Annotated in this window: 26 protein-coding genes; 15 read left to right on the top strand and 11 right to left on the bottom strand. The window is 69.4% G+C overall.

Annotated features, from left to right (window positions below; translation table 11 throughout):
• The 5 genes from JOF29_RS10275 to JOF29_RS10295 form a co-directional block, all read right to left on the bottom strand.
• Window positions 1-1,320, bottom strand: coding sequence for an enolase C-terminal domain-like protein (locus JOF29_RS10275; protein WP_209693974.1), 1,320 nt, complete (start codon window positions 1,318-1,320; stop codon window positions 1-3).
• Entirely contained in the window at window positions 1,317-2,231 is a 915-nt protein-coding gene (gene kdgD, locus JOF29_RS10280; RefSeq protein WP_209693975.1) for a 5-dehydro-4-deoxyglucarate dehydratase, read from the bottom strand. The genes JOF29_RS10275 and kdgD overlap by 4 nt, the downstream gene beginning before the upstream one ends.
• Before the next feature lie 52 nt (window positions 2,232-2,283).
• Window positions 2,284-3,162: a LysR substrate-binding domain-containing protein gene (locus JOF29_RS10285; RefSeq protein ID WP_209693976.1), complete on the bottom strand. Its 879-nt coding sequence runs from the start codon at window positions 3,160-3,162 to the stop codon at window positions 2,284-2,286.
• Window positions 3,162-3,830: a FadR/GntR family transcriptional regulator gene (locus tag JOF29_RS10290; protein WP_209693977.1), complete on the bottom strand. Its 669-nt coding sequence runs from the start codon at window positions 3,828-3,830 to the stop codon at window positions 3,162-3,164. Before JOF29_RS10290 ends, JOF29_RS10285 begins: the two co-directional genes overlap by 1 nt.
• A 75-nt stretch (window positions 3,831-3,905) precedes the next feature.
• Entirely contained in the window at window positions 3,906-5,021 is a 1,116-nt protein-coding gene (locus JOF29_RS10295) for an L-talarate/galactarate dehydratase (RefSeq protein ID WP_209693978.1), read from the bottom strand.
• A 197-nt stretch (window positions 5,022-5,218) separates the two neighbouring features.
• On the opposite strand from JOF29_RS10295, the gene glsA reads away from it, so the two are divergent.
• Window positions 5,219-6,640, top strand: coding sequence for a glutaminase A (gene glsA / locus JOF29_RS10300; RefSeq protein WP_307863552.1), 1,422 nt, complete (start codon window positions 5,219-5,221; stop codon window positions 6,638-6,640).
• A gap of 124 nt (window positions 6,641-6,764) precedes the next feature.
• On the opposite strand, the gene glmS is transcribed toward glsA, so the two are convergent.
• The 3 genes from glmS to nucS form a co-directional block, all read right to left on the bottom strand.
• Window positions 6,765-8,585 (bottom strand): glutamine--fructose-6-phosphate transaminase (isomerizing), encoded by a 1,821-nt coding sequence (glmS, locus tag JOF29_RS10305; protein ID WP_209693980.1) that lies wholly within the window; start codon window positions 8,583-8,585, stop codon window positions 6,765-6,767.
• Between the two features lie 39 nt (window positions 8,586-8,624).
• Window positions 8,625-8,939, bottom strand: a complete 315-nt coding sequence (locus tag JOF29_RS10310) for a hypothetical protein (protein WP_425557290.1) — start codon at window positions 8,937-8,939, stop codon at window positions 8,625-8,627.
• Window positions 8,940-9,061: 122 nt separating this feature from the next.
• Window positions 9,062-9,721, bottom strand: a complete 660-nt coding sequence (nucS, locus tag JOF29_RS10315) for an endonuclease NucS (protein ID WP_209693981.1) — start codon at window positions 9,719-9,721, stop codon at window positions 9,062-9,064.
• A gap of 49 nt (window positions 9,722-9,770) precedes the next feature.
• On the opposite strand from nucS, the gene JOF29_RS10320 reads away from it, so the two are divergent.
• The 6 genes from JOF29_RS10320 (at window position 9,771) to JOF29_RS10345 (ending at window position 14,465) form a co-directional block, all read left to right on the top strand.
• A complete protein-coding gene (locus JOF29_RS10320; RefSeq protein ID WP_209693982.1) occupies window positions 9,771-10,094 on the top strand; it encodes a hypothetical protein in 324 nt (107 codons plus the stop codon).
• Window positions 10,091-10,972: a class I SAM-dependent DNA methyltransferase gene (locus JOF29_RS10325; RefSeq protein WP_209693983.1), complete on the top strand. Its 882-nt coding sequence runs from the start codon at window positions 10,091-10,093 to the stop codon at window positions 10,970-10,972. The genes JOF29_RS10320 and JOF29_RS10325 overlap by 4 nt, the downstream gene beginning before the upstream one ends.
• The gene (locus JOF29_RS10330; protein WP_209693984.1) at window positions 10,942-11,415 is read left to right on the top strand and encodes an NUDIX hydrolase; all 474 of its coding nucleotides are present in this window, start codon (window positions 10,942-10,944) and stop codon (window positions 11,413-11,415) included. The genes JOF29_RS10325 and JOF29_RS10330 overlap by 31 nt, the downstream gene beginning before the upstream one ends.
• Before the next feature lie 64 nt (window positions 11,416-11,479).
• On the top strand, window positions 11,480-13,258 hold the full coding sequence (locus tag JOF29_RS10335; RefSeq protein ID WP_209693985.1) for a 3-hydroxyacyl-CoA dehydrogenase family protein: 1,779 nt from the start codon (window positions 11,480-11,482) through the stop codon (window positions 13,256-13,258).
• Between the two features lie 44 nt (window positions 13,259-13,302).
• Window positions 13,303-13,614 carry a hypothetical protein gene (locus tag JOF29_RS10340; protein ID WP_209693986.1) on the top strand — a complete coding sequence of 104 codons (312 nt, stop codon included), beginning with the start codon at window positions 13,303-13,305 and terminating at the stop codon, window positions 13,612-13,614.
• Entirely contained in the window at window positions 13,611-14,465 is an 855-nt protein-coding gene (locus JOF29_RS10345) for a zeta toxin family protein (protein ID WP_209693987.1), read from the top strand. The genes JOF29_RS10340 and JOF29_RS10345 overlap by 4 nt, the downstream gene beginning before the upstream one ends.
• Here JOF29_RS10345 and JOF29_RS10350 read toward each other — a convergent pair.
• Window positions 14,444-15,226, bottom strand: a complete 783-nt coding sequence (locus JOF29_RS10350; protein WP_209693988.1) for a phytanoyl-CoA dioxygenase family protein — start codon at window positions 15,224-15,226, stop codon at window positions 14,444-14,446. The two genes, JOF29_RS10345 and JOF29_RS10350, sit on opposite strands and share 22 nt — an antisense overlap.
• A gap of 169 nt (window positions 15,227-15,395) precedes the next feature.
• On the opposite strand from JOF29_RS10350, the gene JOF29_RS10355 reads away from it, so the two are divergent.
• Genes JOF29_RS10355 through JOF29_RS10370 form a run of 4 tightly spaced genes read left to right on the top strand, consistent with a single transcriptional unit; the run spans window position 15,396 to window position 18,652 of the window.
• Window positions 15,396-16,193, top strand: a complete 798-nt coding sequence (locus tag JOF29_RS10355) for a helix-turn-helix domain-containing protein (protein WP_307863244.1) — start codon at window positions 15,396-15,398, stop codon at window positions 16,191-16,193.
• Window positions 16,194-16,203: 10 nt separating this feature from the next.
• Window positions 16,204-17,064: an ABC transporter substrate-binding protein gene (locus tag JOF29_RS10360; RefSeq protein WP_209693989.1), complete on the top strand. Its 861-nt coding sequence runs from the start codon at window positions 16,204-16,206 to the stop codon at window positions 17,062-17,064.
• Complete coding sequence (locus JOF29_RS10365; protein WP_209693990.1) at window positions 17,061-17,912, top strand: amino acid ABC transporter permease; 852 nt, start codon at window positions 17,061-17,063, stop codon at window positions 17,910-17,912. The genes JOF29_RS10360 and JOF29_RS10365 overlap by 4 nt, the downstream gene beginning before the upstream one ends.
• Entirely contained in the window at window positions 17,909-18,652 is a 744-nt protein-coding gene (locus JOF29_RS10370; protein ID WP_209693991.1) for an amino acid ABC transporter ATP-binding protein, read from the top strand. Before JOF29_RS10365 ends, JOF29_RS10370 begins: the two co-directional genes overlap by 4 nt.
• On the opposite strand, the gene JOF29_RS10375 is transcribed toward JOF29_RS10370, so the two are convergent.
• On the bottom strand, window positions 18,630-19,277 hold the full coding sequence (locus tag JOF29_RS10375) for a response regulator (RefSeq protein WP_209693992.1): 648 nt from the start codon (window positions 19,275-19,277) through the stop codon (window positions 18,630-18,632). The two genes, JOF29_RS10370 and JOF29_RS10375, sit on opposite strands and share 23 nt — an antisense overlap.
• Complete coding sequence (locus tag JOF29_RS10380; protein ID WP_209693993.1) at window positions 19,229-20,527, bottom strand: sensor histidine kinase; 1,299 nt, start codon at window positions 20,525-20,527, stop codon at window positions 19,229-19,231. Before JOF29_RS10380 ends, JOF29_RS10375 begins: the two co-directional genes overlap by 49 nt.
• 190 nt (window positions 20,528-20,717) lie before the next feature.
• Between JOF29_RS10380 and JOF29_RS10385 the strand changes: the two genes are divergently transcribed.
• The 4 genes from JOF29_RS10385 to JOF29_RS10400 all read left to right on the top strand — a co-directional run bounded on the left by JOF29_RS10385 (window position 20,718) and on the right by JOF29_RS10400 (window position 24,314).
• The gene (locus JOF29_RS10385) at window positions 20,718-21,746 is read left to right on the top strand and encodes a fatty acid desaturase family protein (RefSeq protein ID WP_209693994.1); all 1,029 of its coding nucleotides are present in this window, start codon (window positions 20,718-20,720) and stop codon (window positions 21,744-21,746) included.
• A gap of 72 nt (window positions 21,747-21,818) precedes the next feature.
• A complete protein-coding gene (locus JOF29_RS10390; protein WP_209693995.1) occupies window positions 21,819-23,216 on the top strand; it encodes a M28 family metallopeptidase in 1,398 nt (465 codons plus the stop codon).
• Between the two features lie 26 nt (window positions 23,217-23,242).
• Window positions 23,243-23,536 carry an Rv1322 family protein gene (locus JOF29_RS10395; RefSeq protein ID WP_209693996.1) on the top strand — a complete coding sequence of 98 codons (294 nt, stop codon included), beginning with the start codon at window positions 23,243-23,245 and terminating at the stop codon, window positions 23,534-23,536.
• 10 nt (window positions 23,537-23,546) lie between these two features.
• Complete coding sequence (locus JOF29_RS10400; RefSeq protein ID WP_209693997.1) at window positions 23,547-24,314, top strand: alpha/beta fold hydrolase; 768 nt, start codon at window positions 23,547-23,549, stop codon at window positions 24,312-24,314.
• Window positions 24,315-24,382: the final 68 nt, after the last annotated feature.

Here is a 24,382-nt window from a genome sequence, read left to right on the forward strand (position 1 = left end):
TCACCGAACCATACAAGGCCGCTTCGGGTCGAACTCCCAGTCCTCGATCAGGTACTGCATCGCGATCGCGTCGTTCCGCGCGCCAAGCCCGTGCTCCAGGTACAGCTCGTGCGCGGCGTCGAGGGCGTCGCGGTCGAGTTCGATGCCGAGGCCGGGAGCGGTCGGTACGGCGATCTCGCCGCCGGTGATCCGCAGCGGGTGCTTGGTCAGCGCCTGGCCGTCCTGCCAGATCCAGTGCGTGTCCAGCGCGGTGATGTCGCCCGGCGCCGCCGCGCCGACGTGGGTGAACATGGCGAGCGAGATGTCGAAGTGGTTGTTCGAGTGCGACCCCCAGGTCAGCCCGAAGTCGTTGCACAGCTGGGCGACCCGCACCGACCCGGCCATCGTCCAGAAGTGCGGGTCGGCGAGCGGGATGTCGACGGCGTCGGTCCGGATCGCGTGCGCGAGTTCGCGCCAGTCGGTGGCGATCATGTTGGTCGCCGTTCGCAGGCCGGTACGGCGTTTGAACTCCGCCATCGTCTCGCGCCCGGAGAACCCACCCTCCGCACCACACGGATCCTCGACGTACGCAAGCACGTCGTCGAGCCCTGCGCAGACCGCCACGGCCTCCCGCAACAACCAGGCCCCGTTCGGATCCACTGTGACCCGGGCCTGCGGAAAACGCTCGCGCAAGGCCCGTACGGCGTCGATCTCCACGTGCGGGTCGAACACGCCACCCTTCAGTTTGAAGTCGGCAAATCCGTACCGCTCCTGCGCCGCCTCCGCCAGTTCCACAACATCCTCAGCCGAAAGCACAGGCCGCCGTCGAACCTGCTCCCACCCGTCCGCACTCACCTCGGTCAGGTAGGGCAGGTCGGTCCGCGCCACATCGCCTACGTAGAACAGGTAACCCAGTACTGGGACCGCTGTGCGTTGCTGTCCTTCGCCAAGCAACTCGGCGACTGGTACGTCGAGGTGCTGGCCCAGTAGGTCGAGGAGCGCCGACTCCAGCCCGGTAACTGCGTGCACCGTCGTACGGAGGTCGAATGTCTGTAGTCCGCGGCCACCGCTGTCGAGGCCTTCGAATGTTGTGGAGATGGTGTGCAGCAAGCTTCGGTAGTTGGCCAGGGGTTGGGCGGTCAGGTGGGGTGCTGCGGCGCGGATCGTGGTGGCGATCTTCTCGCCGCCGGGGACTTCGCCCAGGCCGACGTTGCCCGTGCTGTCGGTCACGATCACGACGTTGCGGGTGAAGAACGGGCTGTGCGCGCCGCTCAGGTTCAGCAGCATGCTGTCGTGCCCAGCCACCGGCACGACCTCCACCGACACGACGGTAGGCGTCATTTGATCCTTCCGATCAGCGCCGTCAGCAACGACACCTCGTCCGCGGTGAGATCCTGCAGCGGCGGCCGTACCGGACCGGCGTTCCGGCCGATCGCATTCACCCCGGCCTTCACGATCGACACCGCGTACCCCTTGGTCCGATCGCGGATGTCCAGGTACGGCAGCACGAACTCCCGCAGCTTGCCGTAGACAGCGTCGCGATCCTGCGCCAGCACGTCCGCATAGAACCCGAGCGCGAACTCCGGCACGAAGTTGAAGATCGCCGACGAGTACGTGCTGTACCCGAGCTGCAGCAGCGGCAGGGCGAACGTCTCCGCGGTCGGCAGCCCGCCGACGTACGTCAGCCGCTCGCCGACCAGCGCGTACGTCCGGGTCATCTGCTCGACGTTCCCGACGCCGTCCTTGAGGCAGACCAGGTTCGGGTTCCGGTCCGCGAGCTCGGCGACCGTCACGTCGGTGAGGATCGCGTTCGCCCGGCTGTAGACCGTCACCCCGAGCCCGGTACTGCGGCACACCGCCGACACGTGCTCGATCAAACCACGCTGCCCGGCCTCCGTCAGGTACGGCGGGAACAACAGGAGGCCGTCCGCGCCCGCCGCCTCGGCCGCCCGCGCGCCGTCGATCGCCGCCGCAGTCCCGCCGGTCGCGGGCGCGATCACCGGCACCCGCCCGCCGACCTCGGAGACAGCGGTCCGTACGACGGTGTCGATCTCGGCCGGCGTCAGCGAGAACCCCTCGCCGGTACCACCCGCCGCGAACAGTCCCGCGACGTCGTACTGGCTCAACCATGCCAGATGCTCGCGGTACGCCGCCTCGTGGAAGCTGAGGTCGGGGTGGAAGGCGGTCACGGGGAACGAGAGCAGCCCGGTCTTGAGCTGAGCGGCCAGCTCGGCGGGGGAGTAGTGGGTCACGCAGGTCAGCGTAGGAACGCCGGTGGATACCTGTCCAAGATCGTTTTTGGATCTAGTGATGCTCTGAGAGCATCGTGAGGACGCGCTGCAGTACCGGGCTGGTCGCGTCCCGCCGCCAGATCGCGTGCAGCTCGACGAGATCGTCGGGGCCGTCCAGGTCGCAATACGTGACTCCCTCGACGCCCAGGTTGCGCGCGGACGCCGGGACCAGAGCGACGCCGCGCCCGGCCGCGACCAAGAGGATCACGGTGAGGATCTGCTGCACCCGCTGCTCGATCCGCGGGTGCGACTCGGCGAGGAAGCGGACGGTCAGCTCATGAAAGTACCGGGCCTGGGTCGGCGAGTAGCTGATCACCTGTTCGCCGGCGAAGTCCGCGGCGGTCAGCGGCCGCCCGAGCGACTCGAGCCGATGGTTGCCGGGGACAACGGCACACATCGGCTCCCGGAACACGATCCGCGAGTCCAGTACGTCGCGATCGAACGGCGGCCGCCCGAGCCCGAGGTCCAGCTCGCCGCGCAGCAGCCCGTCGACCTGCGCCGGGGTGACCCGTTCGTGCAGGATCACGTCGACGTCCGGCAGTTCCTCGGACAGCCTGCGCAGCAACGGCCCGAGCGTCCGGATCGCCGACGTGGCGGTGAATCCGAGCCGCAGCGTCCCGGCCGCGCCCTGATCCACTCGGCGGGCAAGGTCGCCCGCGGTCTCCACCAGCGCCAGCAACCGCCGCGCCTCGACCAGGAACGCCTGCCCGGCCTCGGTCAGCTCGACCCTCCGGTGGTCGCGTTCGAGCAGCCGGGCGCCGACCGCCCGCTCGAGCTTCTGCACCTGCCGGCTCAACGGCGGCTGCGTCATGCTCAGCCGCTCGGCGGCCCGCCCGAAGTGCAACTCCTCGGCGACCGCGACGAACGCACTCAGCTGCTCGAGGGAAAACATCAGCGCAGCCGCTCGCGGGTGTTCGCCAGGTGCACCCGCGTCGCCGCCCGGGCCGCCTCGGGATCGGCGCGGGCGATCGCGGCGTGGATGTTCTCGTGCTCGTGGACCACCCTCGTCAGGTGCTCGGGGTCGGACATCTCGTACGCCGGGTCCAGCCGGGTCCGCGGCAGCATGATCATCATCGGGCCGAGGTCCGCGATCAGGTCGCCGTAGAAACGGTTGCCGGAAGCAACGGCGACCTTCAGGTGGAAGGCGAAGTCGGCCTCCACCGACCGGCTCGGGTCGTCGCCGATCCGCCGGAAGTCGTCCAGCGCCCGCTCGATGCCCTTGAGTTGATGGGCGGTACGCCGGACCGCCGCCAGTCCGGCGGCCTCGCTTTCGACGCCGATCCGGAAGTCCATCAGCTCCAGGACGTCGCTGTGCGAGCGGACCGCGCGCAGTCCCGGCGTACGCTCGGGAACCTCGAGGACGAACGAGCCGCGACCCTGGAACGTCTCCACCAGCCCGGCCGCCTGCAGCCGCGACACCGCCTCGCGGACGACGGTCCGGCTGACCCCGAACTCCTCGACCAGGCCGTTCTCGCCCGGCAGCCTCTCGCCGGGCGCGATCTCGCCGTTCAGGATCCGCTGCTTCAGCTCCTCGACGATCTGGTACGCCAAATTACTCATCGGCGTGCTCGCTTCGCACCGGGCGCCGACGAGGCACGACCGGGCTGTGATGTTTGGTGCCCTCGCTCCGCTCAGTCACGTGAACTCGCAGCTGTCGACCGTCCAGCGCGCGCACTGCTCACTGGTGGTGAAGCCGAGACCGGGGCGGTCCGGGACCAGCATCCGTCCGTCGACCGTCTCCAGACGCTCGTTGAACAAGGGATTCAGCCACTCGAAGTGCTCGACCCAGGGCTCCCGCGGGTACGCCGCGGCGAGGTGCAGGTGGATCTCCATCGCGAAGTGCGGCGCGAGCTGCAGACCGTTGTGGTCGGCAAGCGTCGCGAGCCTGAGGAACGGCGTGATGCCGCCGATCCGCGGCGCGTCCGGCTGGATGATGTCGGCGGCCCGCGCCTCGATCAGCCGGACGTGTTCGCCGACGCTGGACAACATCTCGCCGGTCGCGATCGGCGTGTCCAGTGCGCGCGCCAGCTCGGCGTGACCGTCCGCGTCGTACGCGTCCAGCGGTTCCTCGATCCACACCAGGCCGAACCGCTCCAGCACCCGCCCGACCCTGAGCGCCGTCGGCCGGTCCCACTGCTGGTTCGCGTCCACCATCAGCGGTACGTCGTCGCCGAGGTGCTCGCGGACGGCGCGGACGCGCTCGAGGTCGATCCGCGGATCGGGCTGACCGACCTTGAGCTTGATGCCGCCGATCCCGTCGGCGAGCGACTTGGAGGCGTTCTCCAGCACCTCGTCGATCGGCGCGTGCAGGAACCCGCCGGAGGTGTTGTACGTGCGGACCGAGTCCCGGTGCGCGCCGAGCAGCTTGGCCAGCGGGAGACCGGCGCGCTTCGCCTTCAGGTCCCAGAGCGCGATGTCGATCGCCGCGATCGCCTGGGTCGCGACGCCGGACCGCCCGACCGAGGCGCCGGCCCAGAGCAGCCTGTCGTACACCTTGCCGATGTCCGACGGGTCCTCGCCGATCAGGTTGCCCGCGATCTCCTTCGCGTGCGCGTACTGCGCCGGACCGCCGGCCCGCTTGGAGTAGCTGAACCCGATCCCGTGCTGCTCCTGCTCGGTCGCGATCTCCGCGAACAGGAACACGATCTCGGTCATCGGCCGCTGCCGCCCGGTCAGCACCTTCGCGTCACTGATCGCCCGCTCCAACGGCAACACCACGGACGACAACCGCACCTGCCGAATCCGGTCCATGGCAGGTGATCGTACAAGTACTCCACTTGTCCAACAAGATGCCCGGTTGACGCAGCCGTAACGTCAGGTGACCGAACCGGAAATACGCAACGGACAAGCTGTTGCCGCCGAGGCCCATGACCCGCCGCGACGGAGTCGCGGCATCAATTCCGTCGGGTGCTCGCGTTTGTTCTGGGGAAGGGAAGCCGACATTGGACGTGTCTCCGACGCAGCTGTTCGACTCGTTCCGGACGATCGACAAGGACAACGACGGCCGGATCTGGGCCTGGGAGCTGCTCAGCGCGCTGGGACGCGCCGGGATCCAGCCGGGTGATCCACGGGTACGCGCGGCGCTCGCCGACGTTCGGGATCCCGACGGCCGGCCGGTGGGGGTGGACAGCCAGCCGGTACAGCTCGACCTCCGGCAGTACTCCGCGATCGCCCAGCACGGCGACGGTGTGGTGCACCGGGCGCTGAACGACGAGCTGGCGGTGTCGGCCGAGGAGTTCCGGGAGTTCGCGCGCGGCGTCGAGGCGATCTACGCCGACGTACTGCCGAACCGGGACGGCGCCAACGCCGACTACATCCCGACGCTGCGGGACGCGGATCCGGAGAAGTTCGGGATCGCGATCTGTACCGCCGACGGGCAGACGTTCTCGATCGGGGACGCCGACCTCGGGTTCAGCGTGCAGTCGACCTCGAAGCCGTTCAGCTACGCGATGGCGCTGGAGCAGCTGGGGCCGACCGAGGTACATCAGTGGGTCGGGCAGGAGCAGAGCGGCGGGACGTTCAACGACTACCGGCTGTCGCTCGGCGACGGCCGCCGGCCGCACAACCCGATGATCAACGCGGGCGCGATGGCGACGCTCGCACTGGTCGATCACGGCAAGCAGACCAGCGACCGGTACCGGACCGTGCGCGGGACCTGGACCCGGATGATGGGGCAGGCGCCGGGGTTCGACCAGGAGACGTACCTGGCGGAGAAGGCGACCGGGGACGGGAACCGTGGGCTCGCGAGTCTCATGAAGGCCGCGGACATGCTGAAGGCATCGGGCGAGGACGGGGCGGCGCGGACGGCCGACTTCTACTTCCAGGTCTGCTCGCTCGAGGTGGATGCGCAGCGGCTCGCGGCCGCGGGTGCCACGCTCGCGAACGGCGGTATTGCGCCGTACTCGGGCGAGCGCGTGTTCTCCCAGGAGACCGCAGGCCGAGTGCTGTCGGTGATGGGGCACAGCGGCATGTACAACGACTCCGGGAAGTTCTCCGACCAGGTCGGGCTGCCCGCCAAGAGCGGCGTGTCCGGAAACGTGATGCTGGTCGTCCCGTCGAAACGGCTCGCCGTCGTCACGTTCTCACCCCGCCTGGACGCGGCCGGGAACTCGGTCCGCGGGGTCGAGGTGTCCAAACGCCTGGTCAACGACTTCAACCTGCACCCGTACCGCGCCCTCGGCGCCGACCGTACCCGCCGCCTGGGCAGCCTGAACCCGGCCGACCGCCGAGCCGAGGCCGCGAGCGCCGCCGACCGCGCCCTGAGCGGCATGACCCCACCAGGCGCCAGCACCCCCACCACCAAACACCCCACCACAGAAGCCGCCACAACCACCCGCCGCACCCCACCGCCCCCCACCCACCAACTCTGAACGCGAGCGCTCCTCCGCCGCTCGGCGGGCGGGGGGTGCCGCCTGACACCGAGTGGGGGATCGGCTCCAGCAACGAACGCAGCCCCCGTCGCGCGAAGCGCGACGGGGGCTGCTGGTGTTGGTGTTACTCGACGGTGACGGACTTCGCGAGGTTGCGGGGCTTGTCGACGTCGTGGCCGAGGGCTACGGCTGCGTAGTACGCGATGATCTGCAGGGGGATCGTGAGCAGGATCGGGTCCAGCTCGGGCTCGTTCTTCGGGACGACGATCTTCGCCTCGACGCCGTCGGGAATGTCGACGCCCGGGTGCGTGACGACGTACAGCGGGCCGGAGCGGGCGCCGATCTCGTGCAGTGCGCCGATGTTGCGGTCCACCAGTTCGTCGTCCGGGACGATCGCGACGGTCGGCACGTCCGGCGAGATCAGCGCCAGCGGGCCGTGCTTCAGCTCCGAGGTCTGGTACGCCTCGGCGTGCCGGTACGAGATCTCCTTCAGCTTCTGCGCACCCTCCCGCGCCACCGGGTAACCGCGGGTGCGGCCAACGAAGAACAGGCTCTCGTGCTGCGCGAGCCGGCCGGCGATCTTGGCCAGCTCCTCCTCCTGCGCGACGATCGCGGCGATGTCCGCGGGCAGCTTCTTCAGCCCCTCGATCAGCCGCCGGCCGTCCGCGGGGGAGACGTCCCGGATCCGCCCCAGGTGGATGCCGAGCATCGCGAACCCGACCGCCATGTTGGTCAGCGCCTTCGTCGACGCCACCGAGACCTCCGGGCCGGCGTGCAGGTACACACCGCCGTCGACCTCACGCGCGATGCTCGACCCGACCGCGTTCACCAGGCCGATCACCCGGCCGCCCTTGCGCTTCAGCTCCTGTACGGCGACCAGCGTGTCGAGCGTCTCGCCCGACTGCGACACCGCGACGTACAGCGTGTCCCGCTCGACCACCGGGTTCCGGTACCGGAACTCCGAGGCCGGCTCCGCGTCGGCGGGGATCCGCGCGACCTCCTCGATGAACTGGGCGCCCATCTGGCCCGCGTAGTACGCCGAGCCGCAGCCGAGGATCTTGACCCGCTTGATCTCCCGCGCCTCGCGGGCGTCCATGTTCAGGCCGCCGAGGTGGACGGTGTGGAAGCGCTCGTCCAGCCGGCCACGGGTGACCCGGCCGACCGCGTCCGGCTGCTCGTGGATCTCCTTCATCATGAAGTGCTCGTGCAGGCCGCGCTCGAACTCCTCGGCCTCCCACTCCACGGTCTTCGCGGTCTTCGTGGTCGGCGCCGCGTCCTGGGTGAAGGTCCGGTAGCCGTCCGCGCGGACGGTGGCCAGCTCGCCGTCGTCCAGGTACACGACCTGGCGGGTGTAGCGGATCAGCGCAGCCGCGTCCGACGCGATGTGCATCTCGCCGTCGCCGATGCCGAGGATCAGCGGGCTGCCGTTGCGGGCCACCACGATCCGGTCCGGGAAGTCCAGGTCGACGACCGCGATGCCGTACGTGCCCTCGATCCGGCGCAGGCTGGCCAGCACCTTCTCCTCGAGCGTGTCGCCCTCGGCCTGCTGGATCAGGTGCGCGAGTACCTCGGTGTCGGTCTCCGAGCGGAGCTTGACGCCGGACTCCTCCAGCTGGCGGCGGATCGCCGCGGCGTTGTCGAAGATGCCGTTGTGCACGACCGCGATCCGCTCGTTGCCGCTGGCGTGCGGGTGCGCGTTGTCCTTGCTCGGACCGCCGTGCGTCGCCCAGCGGGTGTGCCCGATGCCGAGCTTGCCGCCGAACCGCTTCGGCAGCGACGCCTCCAGTTCACGGACCCGGCCGGCGTCCTTGTGCACCTTGAGCTCGCTGGACCCGACGACGGCGATGCCTGCCGAGTCGTACCCCCGGTACTCGAGCCTGGCCAGGCCGTCCACCAGGATGGGCGCGGCCGGCTTGGTGCCGACGTACCCGACGATTCCGCACATGTAGTGGTGCCCCTTCGTAGGTTCGGTTGAGCGCGCCCGTCAGCCGTAGACGATCCGTCGCAGCTGCCGGGCGGAGAGTTCGGGCGAGCGGACCGGCCAGTGCCGGAGCTCGGTGCCGAGCCGGGCGAAGATCTCGTCGTTGCGAGCACCGTAGGTCTGCAGCTCACGGTGCCGGCGCCGGACGTAGTCCTCGGTCGTCTCGGTGAAATAGGCCAGTACGTCGGCGACCACGCGTCGCGCGACCTCGGCCGGCAGCCCGGTCGTCCGGCTGACCTGATCGGCCAGCTCGTCGACCGGCTCCACGGCCGCCGCCTCACTGATCACCCGTCCACCATGCAGTGTTTCGAGGTCCACCGCCAAGCTCCTGCCCGAAATCGGGCAAATTTCCTGCTTTGTCAGGAGTTACCCCCGCACACCTTGAGAAGCCACCAACCACTTTTCGCCGCGAGAACTGGTTGGTGGCTTCTCAAAGTCGGTCAGAAGAGGCGGAGTACGTCGGACTCCATGCCGCGGAGCGCGTCGTAGTCGACGGTCAGGCACTCGAGGCCGCGGTCCGTGGCGAGGAACTGCGCCTGCGGCTTGATCAGCTGGGCGGCGAAGATGCCGCGCACCGGGGCGAGCAGCGGGTCCCGGTTCAGCAGCTCGACGTATCGGGTGAGCTGCTCGACGCCGTCGATCTCGCCGCGGCGCTTGATCTCGACCGCGACGTGCCTGCCGTCGGCGTCGCGGAGCAGCAGGTCGACCGGGCCGATCGCGGTCGGGTACTCCCGCCGTACCAGCGTCCAGCCGTCGCCGAACGTCTGCACGTGCTCGGCGAGCAGCTCCTGCAGGTGCGCCTCGACGCCGTCCTTGATCAGCCCGGGGTCCTGCCCGAGCTCGTACGAGGTGTCGCTGTGCACCTCCTCGAGCGTGATCCGGAGCTCCTCACCCGCCTTGTTGGTGACGCTCCAGACCCCCTCCTCCGCGGTCAGCTTGCACGGCGGAGACATCCAGTTCAGCGGTTTGTACGACCCGCCGTCGGCGTGAATCAGCACCGACCCGTCCGCCTTCACCATCAGCAACCGCGGCGCCATCGGCAGATGAGCCGTCAGCCGCCCCGAGTAGTCAACAGAACACGTAGCAATCACCAAGCGCACGAGAAAGCACCGTAGTGCACTGGCCGGGTGGAGTGGGAGGGTGGTGAGCATGATGCCGAAGGTGAGCGACGAGGCGGTCGCGGCGTACGACGCTGTCGCGGCCGGGCTGGAGGCGGCCGGGGTGGTGCGCGGCAGCATGTTCGGGATGCCGTGCCTGAAGATCGGGAAGAAGGTGCTCGCGGGGATGTTCGGTGACGCGATGACCTTCAAGCTGCCGCCGGAGCCGCGGGAGCGGGCGCTGGCGCTCGAGGGAGTGGAACAGTTCGATCCGGGTATGGGTAGGCCGATGAAGGAGTGGGTGGAGATCCCGCTCGACCGGTCCGCCGTCTGGGCGGAGTACGCCGCCGAGGCCCTGGAGTACGTCGCCCGATGAATCTGATGTGTCCCGCACGGATCCTGCTGCTGCCGGGTGACGTCCAGAACCCGGCGGTCGGCGAGCGGGTCGCCCAGGTGTACGCCGGCCCGTTCGAGGCGGCGGCCGGTTCCCGGCTGGCGGAGCACCTCGGCGTCCGGCTCACCGTCGTACCCGAGCTGACCGAGCACCCGGACGCGGAACTGGAGGCGATCGCCGACCTGCACCGCGGGGAGACCGTCGTCGTCCTCGGGCTCGACCTCGGCCTCAAGCTGCCCGCCGTCGTCGAACACACCGGCGACGGCTGGACCCGGGTCGCCTCGGACAACGAACTCACGCTGGCCGCCTACGACCAGGCCGCGGAGAAGTTCCGCGACACGATCCCCAAGGACGCCAACCACGACCTGATCGACCTCCTCGCCGCCCGCATCACCCCGGGCGGACGAGTGCTCGAACTCGGCAGTGGCACCGGCCGGGACGCGATCGAGCTCGAGCGCCGCGGCTACCTCGTACGCCGTACCGACGCGAGCCGGGCGTTCGTCGAGATGATGCGCGCCGACGGGTACGCCGCCGACGAGCTGAACGCGCTCAGCGACGAGTACGGCGGCCCGTACGACGCGGTGTTCGCGAGCGCGGTGTTCCTGCATTTCGACCGGGCTCAGCTGGCCGACGTACTGCGGAGATCGGCACGGACCGCCCCGCTGCTCGCGTTCGCGACCCGGGAGGGCAAGGGCGAGGAGTGGTCGAGCCGGCACCTGGACCTCCCGCGGCACTTCGTGCTCTGGCAGGAGGGCCCGCTGCGTGACCTGCTCGCCGCATCCGGGTGGACTGTGGAACAGCTCGTACGTACGGAGTCCAAGATCGGCACGTGGTTCCAGGTCCTGGCGAGGCGGTCGTGATGCGGGCGGGCGTCGTACTGCTGACGAACGACGGGCTCGCGGCGATCGAGCGGGTGCGCGACGGGCGGACGTACCACGTGCTTCCCGGCGGGCAGGTGGAGGACGGCGAGAGTCCGGCGGAGGCGGCGCGGCGGGAGGTGTACGAGGAGCTCGGGCTGCTGGTGAAGATCCGGGACGCGATCGCCGTCGTGCACTTCGGGGACAGCACGCAGCACTACTTCATCGCGGACGTGATCGGCGGCGAGTTCGGTACGGGCGACGGTCCGGAGTTCACCGGTCAGGGCGCAGGGACCTACCGTCCTGTCTGGCTGCCGCTGCCTGAGCTCACCGCGCGGGACCTACGGCCGCGCCCGATCGCGGCCGCGCTTGAGGGTGCGCCGGATCCGTGGTGGCTGCTCGACGGCTGGACCGTGACGCCGGTGGTGCTGGACGAGCCCGTGTGAGGTTGGCCTCGCCGGTGACCCATCTCATGGGCGGACCAGTGTCCGGACTGGCATAGTGCACAGCATGGCTCGGGAATTGACGACAGTCGGTGTGGTGGGTCTCGGCACGATGGGCGCCGGGATCGCCGAGGTGTTCGCGCGCCACGGGTTGACCGTGGTCGGCGTCGAGCGTGACGAGGAGGCCGCCGAGCGCGGCCGCGGGCACATCCAGCACTCCACCGACCGGGCCGTGAAGCGCGGCAAGCTGTCGGTCGAGGACCAGCAGGCGCTGTTCGACCGGGTCACGTTCGCGACCACGATGGAGGCGCTGGCGGACTGCGACCTGGTGATCGAGGCGGTCGTCGAGCGGCTCGAGCTGAAGCGCGAGATCTTCGCCGCGCTGGACAAGATCGTCCGCGAGGACGCGATCCTCGCCACCAACACGTCGTCGTTGTCGGTCACCGAGATCTCGGTCGCCACCCAGCGGCCGCGGCGCGTGGTCGGCATGCACTTCTTCAACCCGGCGCCGGTGCAGGAGTTCGTCGAGGTGATCAAGACGGTCGTCACCGAGCCGGACGTGGTGGACGACGTACAGGCGCTGGCCCGGCGGCTCGACAAGGTCCCGGTGGTGGCCGCCGACCGGGCCGGGTTCATCGCGAACGCGCTGCTGTTCGGGTACCTGAACCACGCGGTGTCGATGGTGGAGTCCCGGTACGCGACCCGTGAGGACGTGGACGCGGCGATGCGGCTCGGCTGCGGGTACCCGATGGGTCCGCTGGCGCTGCTCGACCTGATCGGGCTGGACACGGCGTACGAGATCCTCGACACCATGTACAAGCAGGGCCGGAACCGGCTGCACGCGCCGGCGCCGATCCTCAAGCAGATGGTCACCGCCGGGCTGCTCGGCCGGAAGACCGGGCGCGGCTTCTACACCTACGAGTCGGCCGATTCGCCGGTCGTGGTCGACGACGAGAACACGCCGGCCGTCGACGGTGACGAGATCGCCGTACGGCCGGTCAAGCAGGTCGGCGTGGTCGGCTCCGGGACGATGGCGGTCGGCATCGTCGAGGTGCTCGCGAAGGCCGGGTACGACGTCCTGTACGTCGCCCGCGGTACCGAGAAGGTGGACCGGGTCCGCGGGGTGCTGGAACGCTCGCTGGAGAAGGGCGTGCAGCGCGGCAAGCTCTCGTCGGAGGAGCGGGACGCGGCGCTGCGCCGGGTGACCGGTACGGCGAAGCTCGACGACCTCTCGCCGGTCGACCTGGTGATCGAGGCCGTGGTCGAGGAGCTCAGCGTCAAGCAGGCGCTGTTCGAGTCGTTCGACGAGATCTGCAAGCCGGGCGCGATCCTGGCCACCACGACCTCCTCGCTGCCGGTCATCGACCTGGCGGTGGCGACCAAGCGCCCGGCCGACGTGGTCGGCCTGCACTTCTTCAACCCCGCGCCGGTGATGCAGCTGGTCGAGATCGTCAGTACCGTGAGCACGTCCGCCGAGGTCGCCGACACCGTCGCGGCCGTAGCCGTTGCCGCCGGCAAGCACCCGGTCCGCTGCGGCGACCGCGCCGGCTTCATCGTCAACGCCCTCCTGTTCCCGTACCTGAACGACGCCGTCCGGATGCTCGAGGCCCACTACGCCGGCGTCGACGACATCGACGCCGCCATGAAGCTGGGCTGCCGCCTCCCGATGGGCCCCTTCGCCCTCCTCGACGTAGTGGGCCTGGACGTCTCCCTCGCCATCCAACGCACCCTCTACCTGGAATTCCGCGAGCCCGGCTTCGCCCCGGCCCCCCTCCTGGAACACCTGGTAACCGCCGGCTACCTAGGCCGCAAAACCGCCCGCGGCTTCCGCGACTACAGCAGCTGATTCGGGGTAGCGTTGCCCCTCACCAGCTGTAGAGGGGGCCGACGATGCCGGACGGTGGCGAGCGGAGCAGGCACCTCACGGAGGCGCTCGGTGGTCGCGCGGGCGCGCCGCTGAGCGACGAGGATCGGCTTGAGGGGGAGCGTGTCCGGGACCTGATCCAGGCCGTGGCCGCCTGCTACAACACCCTGGTCAGCCGGGAGACCGGCACCAGCCGGAGCCTCGACCTGGTGGCCAGGCGCTCCTTCTACGACGGCGAGTTCCGCCGGCGGGCGGCCATGACGGCGGCCGAGCGGGCCGAGGTGATCCGCAGCTACCCCGAGCTGCTGGCGCGACTCCGCGCCGAGATCGACCGATGACGGCCGATCCCACCCTGACCCCGGCCGAGGCGGACGCGGTCATCGCCCGTCGGCTGGCCCAGATCACGCCGCTGTGGCTGCCCGAGCGGGCCGCGGGCTACCGGATCGCGGTCGTCTACATCGCCACCAACGAAGCCAACAGCCTGCTCGGTATGGCGGACCGGTATCAGCGGGCGAAGGACACCGTCGGCTACGGCCGCTGGCTGGAGCCGGAACTCCACAACCGTGCCTATGCGGGAATGCCCGACGCGGCGCACGCACTGGAGCTGCAGGGCCGCGTCGACGACATCTACGTAGTCGACCGGGACGGCAACGTGCTGTACGAGAATCACCGTGCGGACGACGGCGTGATGCCGCCGCCGTACCAGGCCCGGGAGACGATCCTTGCCGAGCGCAATCGTCCGCCGACACCGGCCGAGCAGCAGCGCTTCCTCGCCACCGCCGTCCCGCTGCTCGACCGGGGCCGGCGCGCTGGAGCGTCCGGTCCTGGAGCTGGTCCAGACCGCGATGCGGGTGCAGAGCGAGCGGCCGGCCGCTCGGCTCATCGCCCGGGAGTCCGGGCATCGCCTCGACCATCGACTGACGGATCTGCAGCGGATCACCGGCTCCGGCATCGCGGCGCCGTCGACGATCTCCACGCGGCCGGTGCCGGAGAGCGCGCGCGTACCGGACGGCGGGCGTTCCGGCCCGTCCCAGGACCGCGAACCCCCAACCCGCTGAAACCGGGCCCGCCGGCAATCTCGCTCGGCAGACCCGCTGGGCCAACCTCGCTCGGCAGACCCGCTGGGCCAACCTCGCTGGGCAGACCCGCTGGGTCGATCGGCGCTGTCTACGGCTCCATTTCGGCGTAGTCGCCGCAGGGGCCGCCGCCGAGGGCTTCGGGGAGGATTGTTTCTCGGTGGTCGGGGCGGATGAGGGGGTTGTAGAAGGAGGCGATTTCCACGCTGTCCTCGGGGATGTAGTGGAAGATCAGGGCGCGGCGGAAGCGGTCGGGGGTGGAGTTGGGCCGGGAGCCGTGGACGACGCTGCCGTGGAAGAACAGGACGTCGCCGGCGGTCATCTTGGTCTGGACCTTGGACAGTCCTTCGGGTACGGCGACCTGGGCGTTGCTGAACGACTCGGCCAGGTCGGCCGGTTCGGGGCAGAGGAGTTCGGTGCGGTGCGAGCCGGGGACGACCTGGAGGCCGCCGTTCGCGGAGTCGACGTCGTCGATCGCGATCCAGGCTGCGAGGCAGGTCTCGGGGTCGGCGCGCAGGAACGTGTTGTCCTGGTGCAGGGCCTGGCCGCGGGCGCCCGGCGGCTTGAAGTAGAACATCGACTGGGCGCCCAGCGGCGGGCCGATCAGGGCCTGGACGACATCGAGGATCCGGGTGTCGAGCATCAGCTGGAGCGCGATCGCACCGGCCTCGGTGTCGGCCCGCCGGTGCGGGTGCACGAACCGCGGGTACTTCTTCAGCGGGTCGTCGTCGGGGACCCCGTCGTCGTGGGCGAGTGAGAGGTCGGCCTCGACCTGCTCCATGTAGACCTTGCGGATCCGCTCGACCTCGGCGGGTTCGAGCAACTGCGGAACCTGGACGATGCCGTCCCGCTGGTAAACGTCGGCGATGGTCATCGGGCCTCCCGGTCTGGACTGAGGAGCGTAGGGAGCGGAGCGACCGGAGCGACGAGGGAAGACCGGGAGGTGAAGCCCGATGACCCGCCGCGCCGGAGGCGTGGCATGAGCACTGTCATGACACCAGAATCAGGTGGCACGACTGCCTGAGGCGATAGCCTATTGAGCTGTGAACCTTCGATATCCTGCTGAGTCGCCGCATCCGACGGTGCGCCGGCTGGTGGTCGGTGAGTTCGACGAAGGGCCTGAGTACGCGACCTACCGGCGGCGCGGGACCACCGACTGGCTGCTGGTACAGACCCTCGACGGACAGGGACGATTCGGCTCTGTCGCCGCCGTGCCGGGCAGCGTGACGCTGGTCCGCCCGGACACGCTGCACGACTACGCGACGATCGGCGACCGCTGGCACTTCCTGTACACGCACATGCACCCGAAGCCCGACTGGCTGCCGCTGCTCGACTGGCCGGAAGTTGCCCCGGGCATCGTCCAGCTGCACCCGGCGGCACCCACCTTCGACAGGATCGCCGACCACCTGCGGGACGCCGTACGGCATCAGCACAGCGTCCTTCCACAGGCGGAGCAGCTGAGCGCGAACTCGCTCGAGGCCGCGCTGCTCTGGTGCGACACCCAGAACCCGAAGGCGGTGCAGATCGACGACCGCCTGCTGCGCGCGATCGAGCTGATCGACCAGGACCTGACCGCGAACCTCGACGTACCGCGCCTCGCCCGGGCGGTGAACCTGAGCGTCTCCCGCTTCGCGCACCTGTTCCGCGCGCAGCTCGGCGTCACCCCGCAACAGTTCGTCGAACACCGCCGCCTCGACGCCGCCGCCCGCCTCCTCGAGCTCACCAGCCGCCCCGTCGCCTCGGTCGCGGCCCAGGTCGGGTACGCCGACCCGCTCTACTTCGCGACCCGCTTCCGTCTACACACCGGATCAAGCCCCACCAAGTACCGGAAGAGGTCCTAGAGTTCTCCGCATGAGAACGCGTGCTGTTGTGGTGGGGCTGGCCGTGCTGGCGGTCGTGGGGCTGGCAGCGTGTGCGCCGGCGGACAACAACTCGTCCGGTACGTCGACGCCGTCGGGCGTGGATGCCTGCGCGAAGGACAAGCTGGCGGTGACGACGGCCGGAACGTTGACGGTCGGCACCGACAAGCCGGCGTACGAGCCGTGGTTCAGCAACAACGACCCGAGCAACGGCAAGGGGTACGAGTCGGCGGTCACCTATGCGCTGGCGAAGAAGCTCGGGTTCGGGCAGGCCGAGGTGAAGTGGCAGACGGTGCAGTTCAACACGGCGTTCGCACCCGGGCCGAAGGCGTTCGACCTCGACGTGAACCAGGTGTCGATCTCCGAGGAGCGCCGCAAGGCCGTCGACTTCTCCTCCGGGTACTACGACGTCCGGCAGACCGTGATCACCACCGCGGGCAGCAAGATCGCGAACGCCAAGTCGCTGGCCGACCTGGTCGACGCGAAGCTCGGCGCACAGGTCGGTACGACGAGTTACACCGAGCTGCGGGATGTGATCAAGCCGAAGCAGACGCCGGCCGTGTTCGACTCCAACGACCTGGCGGTGCAGGCGCTGAAGAACAAGCAGCTCGACGGCATCGTGGTGGACCTGCCGACCGCGTTCTACATGACCGCGGCGCAGCTCGGCAACGGCAAGATCGTCGGCCAACTGCCGGCGGGCGGTAAGGCCGAGCAGTTCGGGTTCGTACTCGCGAAGGGCTCGAAGCTGACCGGCTGCGTCACCCAGGCGGTCGACGCGCTGAAGGCGGACGGCACGCTGGCCAACCTGCAGAAGCAGTACCTGACCGAGTCAGGCGCTCCCGAACTCTCGTGAACGAATGGCAACCGTCCGAGCTCCAGCAAGAGCGGATCGCATACCGACGTAGACGGGCCCGGCGGTCGACGCTGATCGCCGTGGTCAGCTCGGTGGTCCTGCTCGCGCTGGTTGTCGTGGGCATCGGTTCCACGCCCGGCTGGCCGCGGGTCCGGGCGACGTTCTTCGACGTGCACCGCGGCTGGGTGGCGTTGCCGATCGTTGCCCAGGGCCTCTGGCTGAACGTCCGGGTGATGCTGGTCTGCGCGGTGCTGATCGTCGTGTTCGGGATGACCCTGGCGATCATGCGGACGTTGCGCGGCCCGATCTTCTTCCCGTTCCGGGTGTTCGCGGCGGCGTACACGGACGTGTTCCGCGGGCTGCCGTTGCTGCTGGTGATCTTCCTGCTCGGCTTCGGCGTGCCGGCGCTGCAGTTGCGCGGTCTGCCCAACCAGGCGGTGATCTGGGGTGGCGCCGCACTGGTGCTGACCTATTCGTCGTACGTCGCCGAGGTCTTCCGCGCCGGGATCGAGTCCGTGCATCCGTCCCAGCGGGCCGCGGCGCGTTCGCTCGGGCTGACCTACCGCCAGACGCTCCGCTTCGTCGTACTCCCGCAAGCGGTACGCCGGGTGCTGCCGCCGTTGCTGAACGACTTCGTCAGCCTGCAGAAGGACTCCGGGCTGATCGCAGTACTCGGGGTGATCGACGCGATCCGGGCCGCGCAGCTGGAGACGGCCGAGGACTTCAACTTCACGCCGTACGTCGTGGCCGGGCTGCTGTTCGTCGCGCTGACGATCCCGCTGACCCGGCTGACCGACTACGTCGCCCGGAGACAGGGCTGGTACGGCGGGGGAGGCGGACCGGTATGAGCCTGCTGACGATGCGTGGAGTGCGGAAGGCGTACGGCGACAACGTCGTACTGGACGGGTTCGACCTGGACGTCGCGGCGGGGGAGTGCGTCGTACTGATCGGGGCGTCCGGCTCCGGGAAGTCGACGCTGCTGCGCTGCGTGAACCTGCTGGAGACCGTGGACGACGGCGTGATCGAGCTGGCCGGCGAGGACATCACGGATCCGCGGGTGGACGCGGACAAGGTGCGGTCCGGGATCGGGATCGTGTTCCAGTCGTACAACCTGTTCCCGCACCTGTCCGTGCTGGACAACATCACGCTGGCACCGATCCGCGTGCACCGGATGCCGCGGGACACCGCGCGGGCCCGGGCGCTGCGGATGCTGGACCGGGTCGGACTGGCGGACAAGGCGTCGGCCAAGCCGGACGAGCTGTCCGGCGGTCAGCAGCAACGTGCCGCGATCGCCCGAGCGATGGTCAACTCGCCGCAGCTGATGCTGCTCGACGAGGTCACGTCCGCACTCGACCCCGAGCTCGTCGGCGAGGTCCTCGACCTGCTCCGCGAGCTCAAGTCCGAGGGCATGACGATGGTCGTCTCCACCCACGAGATGGCCTTCGCCCGGGACGTCGCCGACCAGGTCTGCTTCCTGCACCAGGGCCGGCCGCTGGAAGTCGGTCCACCGCGTCAGGTGATCGACAGCCCGCAACAAACCCGCACCCAAGAATTCCTCAGCAGGATCAGCGGGACGACAGGTAGGTGAGGACCGCCATCACCCGGCGGTTGTCGTCCTCGGACGGCGGCAGGTCGAGCTTGGCGAAGATGTTGTTCGTGTGCTTGCTGACCGCCTTCTCGGTGACGAACAGCGCGCTCGCGACGGCGGCGTTCGAGCGGCCTTCGGCCATCAGGCCGAGGACCTCGGACTCCCGGGGCGTGAGCCGGCTGATCGGGGAGTCCTTGGTGCTGCGGGCCAGCAGCTGACCGATTACGTCCGGGTCCATCGCGGTACCGCCGCCCGCGACCCGGCGTACGGCGTCCAGGAAGTCGGCGACGTTCGACACCCGGTCCTTGAGCAGGTACCCGACACCGCCTCCGCCGCCGGTGAGCAGCTCGCGGGCGTAGAGCTGCTCGACGTACTGCGAGAGCACCAGGATCGGCAGGCCGGGGACCTGGGTACGGGCGTCGATCGCGGCCTTGAGGCCCTCGTCGGTGAACGTCGGTGGCAGCCGTACGTCGACGACGGCGACGTCCGGCCGGTGCTCCACGAGCGCGGGCACCAGCCGGGGCCCGTTGTCGACCGCCTCCACGACCTCGAAGTCGTGCGCCTCCAGCAGGCGGATCAGGCCGTCCCGGAGGAGGGCGTGGTCTTCAGCGATGAGGACTCGCAAGGCAGCTCCATGATCACGGTCGTCGGCCCGGCGTTCGGGCTCACCACGGTCAACGTACCGTCGAAGGCGGCCAGCCGCCGCTCGATACCGTACAGACCGCCGCCGGGCTTGACGGTAGCGCCTCCCACGCCGTCGTCGCCGACGATCATGTGCAGCTTCTCGTCCTCATGGGTGATCTGGATCCAGGCGTTGGTGGCGGCCGAGTACTTGACCGCGTTCGCCAGGCACTCGGCGACCGCGAAGTACGCCGCGGACTCGACCGGTGCGTGCGGCCGGCCGGGGACGTCGAAGGTGACGTCGACCGTGAACGGGCAGGTCAGCGCGAGCGCCTTGACCGCACCCTCGAGCCCGCGGTCGGCGAGCACCGGCGGGTGGATGCCGCGGACCAGGTCGCGGAGCTCGGACAGCGCCGTACTCGCGGACTCCCGGGCCTCGGTCAGCAGTGCGGCGGCCTGGGCCGGGTCGCGGGCGACCATCTCCTCGGCCATCCCGAGGTTCATGCTGAGCGCGGCCAGCCGGGCCTGCGCGCCGTCGTGCAGGTCGCGCTCGATCCGGCGCAGCTCGGCCGCCTGGGTGTCGACGGTCTCGGCGCGGGACTCGGACAGCTCGCGGACCCGCATCGCCAGCCTGGCACTCTCGGTCGGGCCGAGCAGCGAACGGGCCAGGAAGGCGTTCGCCTTCAGCAGCCGCTCGCCGGCCGCCTGCCAGATCAGGAACGCGACCAGCGCGACCGGCATCATCACGAAGCTGGTCCAGAAGTTCACCGTGAACAGGCCGCCGAACGGCTCGGTGAACACGCCCTTCGGCGTCACCCCGACGAGCAGCGGATAGACCAGGTAGAACAGTGTGGCCAGGAACAGTACGGCGCTCAGCAGGCAGAGGGTGAATCCGATGACGGCGTTCACCAGCAGCCAGGCGATGTCCCGCCAGGTCTGCGGGTCGGTGAGGATCGTCCGCAGCCGCATCAGCATGCCGGGGATCGGCGGCTGCTTGTACGGCCGCGGGATCCGCTCGCCGAGGAAGCCGGCCATGATCGTGCGATGACAGTTCGCGAACCAGCGCGCGGTCGGGACGACCACGAGCAGTAGCGGGATGCCCACCCAGACCGCGATCAGCGGCACGGACACCACGCTCAGCACGAACAGGGCGATCCCCAGCTCGGCCAGGATCGCGAGGAACAGCGCGATCCACGGCTGGGCGAACTTCGGGTACCTCATCGGCGGTGCTTCGGTGGTGGCGACAGTGCTCATGACACCCATCATGACTCAGCGTGTGCTCAGGCGCGGTGGAGTTAACTCCCCACCGGCCGGAGGGCTGCCACCACCAGCCATTTGGGTAGTAGCTCTCATGTTTTCAGCGGTTAGGGCGCAGAGGGTTGATGCCGTACGCTGGCCGCGGCTGTACGCCTAGGCCTTCCACCGCTCATGAGACGAGGACCTGATGGCTCAGCCAACCATGTCATCCGTTGCTGCCCGTGGATCGGACTTCTCCCCGCTGTTGCGGGAAGTCAAGGCCGCCGGCCTGCTCGAGCGCCGTACCGCGGCGTATGCGATGGCGATCGGGATCAACGTGGTGCTGATGGCCCTGACCTGGGCGGGAATCGCCGTGATCGGCGCCTCCTGGTGGGTGGTGCTGCTCGCCGTACCGCTCGGGATCCTGACCACCCGGGCCGCGTTCTTCGGGCACGACGCGGGGCACCAGCAGATCGGCAGCTCGCGCAAGCTGCACGACTGGATCGGAATGCTGCACGGCAACCTCGTGCTCGGCATGAGCTACGCCTGGTGGAACGACAAGCACAACCGCCACCACGCGAACCCGAACCACACCGACAAGGACCCGGACGTCGGCGAGGGCGTCTTCGTCTGGACCCTCCAGCAGGCCGAGGGCCGTAAGGGCCTGGAGGGCTGGCTGACCCGCAACCAGGCGCGGATCTTCTTCCCGCTGCTGACCCTGGAGGGCTTCAACCTCAAGGTGTCCAGCATCCGCTTCCTGCTGGCCCGTCGCCGTACGCAGCAGCTCGAGCTCGGCCTGATGGCCGCGCACATCGTGCTGTACTTCACCGCGTTGTTCCTGATCATGTCGCCGGCCCAGGCGCTGGTGTTCGCGCTCGTCCACCACATGGTCTTCGGCCTGCACCTCGGCAGCGTGTTCGCGCCGAACCACAAGGGCATGGAGATGCCCGAGGCCGACAGCGACTGGGGCCACCTGGAGAAGCAGGTGCTGACCTCGCGCAACGTGAACGGCGGTCTGGTCGTCGACTGGATGATGGGCGGGCTCAACTACCAGGTCGAGCACCACCTGTTCCCGAGCATGCCGCGGGCCAACCTCCGGTTCGCCCAGCCGATCGTCCGGGAGTACTGCGAGAGCATCGGAATGCCCTACGTTTCAACGGGTCTGATCGATTCGTACCGAATGGGGTTGCGCCACATGCACGCGGTCGGCGAGGAACTTCGGAGCAATCCTGAGTAACCCCTAGGCACTCAGCCGGGTCTCAGTTACGGTCTGGTCTTCTCGGGGCCGCCCACCGACAGGGAGACCTTCATGACCGACAGATCCGGTCCCAGCCAGGGCCTCAGTCGCCGGGGCCTGCTCGGCGCCGTAGCCGGCGTTACCGCAGCCTCGGCACTGACCGCCGCGCCCGCCTGGGGCGTCGACGACCTACGGCCGGGCGCGGTGACCCGGCCGAAGCTGGACAGGTACGACCGGGAGATCGTCTCCGGTCTGTCCTCCGACCGCGCGTTGCAGCATCTGCAGATGCTCTCCGAGCGGATCGGGCCACGCATCGGCGGTACGCCGAGCGAGAAGCGCGCCGCCGACTACATCGCGAGCCAGCTCGACAAGTTCGGCTACCGGACCCGGCTCGAGCCGTTCCCGGTCGCGGACAAGTTCCTCGCGCAGATCACCGACGTACGCGGAATGCTGCCGGACGACATCTGCTGGCAGGCCGGGGCCGCGCCGGGCGGGAAGCTCGACGTGACCGTCCAAGGACCGGTGCGGGATGTCGGGCCGGCGACCGCGCCGGCGTGGCCTGCTGAGGTGGCCGGGTCGATCGTGATCGCGGACGACAGCGCGGCGGCGCGGCCCGCGTTCGTCACGGAGGCCGCGGCGCGCGGTGCGGTCGGCGTGATCCTGTTGCCGGCCGACCAGGTGTACCCGCGGCGCGCGTCGGCGTTCTCGCCGAGCGGTCTGACCGACGCGCCGATCCCGGTGATCGGTGTCGCCCAGGTGCAGAAACGCCTGATCCGCGAGGCCCTCGCCGTCGTCACCTCGCTGCCGTTGAAGATCAGTACGGCGGCACACCGCGGCCTGATCTCCAACAACGTGATCGGCGAACGTCGCGGGAAGTCCAACGGCCCGATCGTGATGGTCAGCGGCCACTACGACACGGTTCCGGGCGCTCCGGGGGCGAACGACGACGGCTCGGGCACCGTGCTGACGATGGAGCTGGCGCGGGTGTTCAGCCGGATCCCGACCAACGCGACGCTCCGGTTCGCGCTCTGGGGTTCGGAGGAGCAGGGCCTGATCGGCTCGCGGTACCACGTCGCGCAGCTCGCCCATGACCAGCGCGACCGGTACCGCGCGGTGTTCCAGAACGACATGGTCGCGACCAGCTGGGACCCGGCCGTCACGTACTGGCTGCTGTCGTTCACCGGGCTCGGTAACACCGCGACGGACTCGGTCCGCGCGGCCGGCCAGCGGCTCGGGTACGACGCACAACTGGTCGGACCGGTGCAGCGGGGTGCCTCGGACCACCAGTCGTTCCAGGAGGTCGGGATCGCGTCCGCGAACTTCTCCTGGCGCGGCGAGCTGGCCCCGTCGTTCCTCGAACCGCCGTACCACTCGCCCGAGGACACGATCGCGAAGAACGTCAGCCTGGAGCGCCTCCAGGTCTCGATGGAGCTGATCGGCTGCGCGGCGTACGCGGTCGCCAGGGCTTGAACCTGACCGACTAGCCTTGAGGGGCTATGTCGCGCAGAAAGCCTTCGAAGTGGCAGCGGCCGGTCGGTGACCGGCCGCTGCTCGGCGGTACCCAGTCGCGGGAGACCAAGACGGACGGCGAGTGGAATGTCCGGCGGGTCTCGGGGTCCGCGTCGGCGAAGTCGTACCGCTGTCCGGGCTGTGACCAGCAGATCCCGCCGGCCACCCCGCACGTCGTGGTGTGGCCGGACAACCCCAGCCTGCTCGGCGCGCTGGGCGGTGCGCAGTCGCTCGACGAGCGGCGCCACTGGCACACCGCGTGCTGGCAGCGCAGTCGGTGAAAGGTAGGCGATGAAGCTTCCGGTCACGTCGTACGGCGAAACGGGTACGCCGGTCGTGGTGATGCACGGGCTGTTCGGCTCGGGGCGGAACTGGATGACCGCGGCCCGCCGGCTCGCGGACCGGCACCGGGTGTTCGCGTTCGACCTGCGCAACCACGGCAGCTCGCCGCACGTCGCGACGATGAGCTATCCGGAGATGGCCGACGACGTCCGGGAGACGATCGAGTCGCTCGGCGTCGGGCCGGTCGCGCTGGTCGGGCACTCGATGGGCGGTAAGACCGCGATGCTGACCGCGCTGCAGCACCCGGCGGTGGTCGAGCGGCTCGTGGTGGTGGACGCTGCGCCGGTCGCGTACCCGCCGGCCTTCGTCGAGTACGCCCGCGCGATGCGGAACGCCGACCTGTCGTCGGTGACCCGGCGCGCCGAGGTCGATGCCCAGCTGGTGGACGCCGTCCCGACGCCCGGCACCCGGGCGTTCCTGCTGCAGAACCTGATCCTGGACGCCGACGGCGCCCGCTGGCGCCCGAACCTGCCGGTCATCGAGGCCGGCCTCCCGCAGATCTCCGGCTGGCCTTCAGCTGCCACGGGGCTGGTGTACGACGGCCCGACCCTGTTCATCTACGGCGGCAAATCCGACTACGTCCAGCACGACCACCGCGCGACGATCGCGTCGTACTTCCCGCACGTCCAGTACGCCGAGATCCCGGAGGCCGGCCACTGGGTCCACGCCGAACGCCTCGACGACTTCCTCGCCGCCCTGACGCCGTTCATCGATTGACCTTGGCAAACGGTTGTCCGTAATCTATTGACCTTCGACTGCGATCGTCGGTAAGTTTTCAACTCAGT

This window comes from Kribbella aluminosa (assembly GCF_017876295.1).
GTDB lineage: Bacteria > Actinomycetota > Actinomycetes > Propionibacteriales > Kribbellaceae > Kribbella > Kribbella aluminosa.

Excerpts from the sequence above, each read along its gene's own strand:
- JOF29_RS10275 (WP_209693974.1), bottom strand. The coding sequence starts at position 1,320 with ATGACGCCTACCGTCGTGTCGGTGGAGGTCGTGCCGGTGGCTGGGCAC.
- JOF29_RS10285 (WP_209693976.1), bottom strand. The coding sequence starts at position 3,162 with ATGTTTTCCCTCGAGCAGCTGAGTGCGTTCGTCGCGGTCGCCGAGGAG.
- JOF29_RS10290 (WP_209693977.1), bottom strand. The coding sequence starts at position 3,830 with ATGAGTAATTTGGCGTACCAGATCGTCGAGGAGCTGAAGCAGCGGATC.
- JOF29_RS10295 (WP_209693978.1), bottom strand. The coding sequence starts at position 5,021 with ATGGACCGGATTCGGCAGGTGCGGTTGTCGTCCGTGGTGTTGCCGTTG.
- glmS (WP_209693980.1), bottom strand. The coding sequence starts at position 8,585 with ATGTGCGGAATCGTCGGGTACGTCGGCACCAAGCCGGCCGCGCCCATC.
- JOF29_RS10320 (WP_209693982.1), top strand. The coding sequence starts at position 9,771 with ATGATGCCGAAGGTGAGCGACGAGGCGGTCGCGGCGTACGACGCTGTC.
- JOF29_RS10325 (WP_209693983.1), top strand. The coding sequence starts at position 10,091 with ATGAATCTGATGTGTCCCGCACGGATCCTGCTGCTGCCGGGTGACGTC.
- JOF29_RS10335 (WP_209693985.1), top strand. The coding sequence starts at position 11,480 with ATGGCTCGGGAATTGACGACAGTCGGTGTGGTGGGTCTCGGCACGATG.
- JOF29_RS10340 (WP_209693986.1), top strand. The coding sequence starts at position 13,303 with ATGCCGGACGGTGGCGAGCGGAGCAGGCACCTCACGGAGGCGCTCGGT.
- JOF29_RS10345 (WP_209693987.1), top strand. The coding sequence starts at position 13,611 with ATGACGGCCGATCCCACCCTGACCCCGGCCGAGGCGGACGCGGTCATC.
- JOF29_RS10350 (WP_209693988.1), bottom strand. The coding sequence starts at position 15,226 with ATGACCATCGCCGACGTTTACCAGCGGGACGGCATCGTCCAGGTTCCG.
- JOF29_RS10360 (WP_209693989.1), top strand. The coding sequence starts at position 16,204 with ATGAGAACGCGTGCTGTTGTGGTGGGGCTGGCCGTGCTGGCGGTCGTG.
- JOF29_RS10370 (WP_209693991.1), top strand. The coding sequence starts at position 17,909 with ATGAGCCTGCTGACGATGCGTGGAGTGCGGAAGGCGTACGGCGACAAC.
- JOF29_RS10380 (WP_209693993.1), bottom strand. The coding sequence starts at position 20,527 with ATGAGCACTGTCGCCACCACCGAAGCACCGCCGATGAGGTACCCGAAG.
- JOF29_RS10385 (WP_209693994.1), top strand. The coding sequence starts at position 20,718 with ATGGCTCAGCCAACCATGTCATCCGTTGCTGCCCGTGGATCGGACTTC.
- JOF29_RS10390 (WP_209693995.1), top strand. The coding sequence starts at position 21,819 with ATGACCGACAGATCCGGTCCCAGCCAGGGCCTCAGTCGCCGGGGCCTG.
- JOF29_RS10395 (WP_209693996.1), top strand. The coding sequence starts at position 23,243 with ATGTCGCGCAGAAAGCCTTCGAAGTGGCAGCGGCCGGTCGGTGACCGG.
- JOF29_RS10400 (WP_209693997.1), top strand. The coding sequence starts at position 23,547 with ATGAAGCTTCCGGTCACGTCGTACGGCGAAACGGGTACGCCGGTCGTG.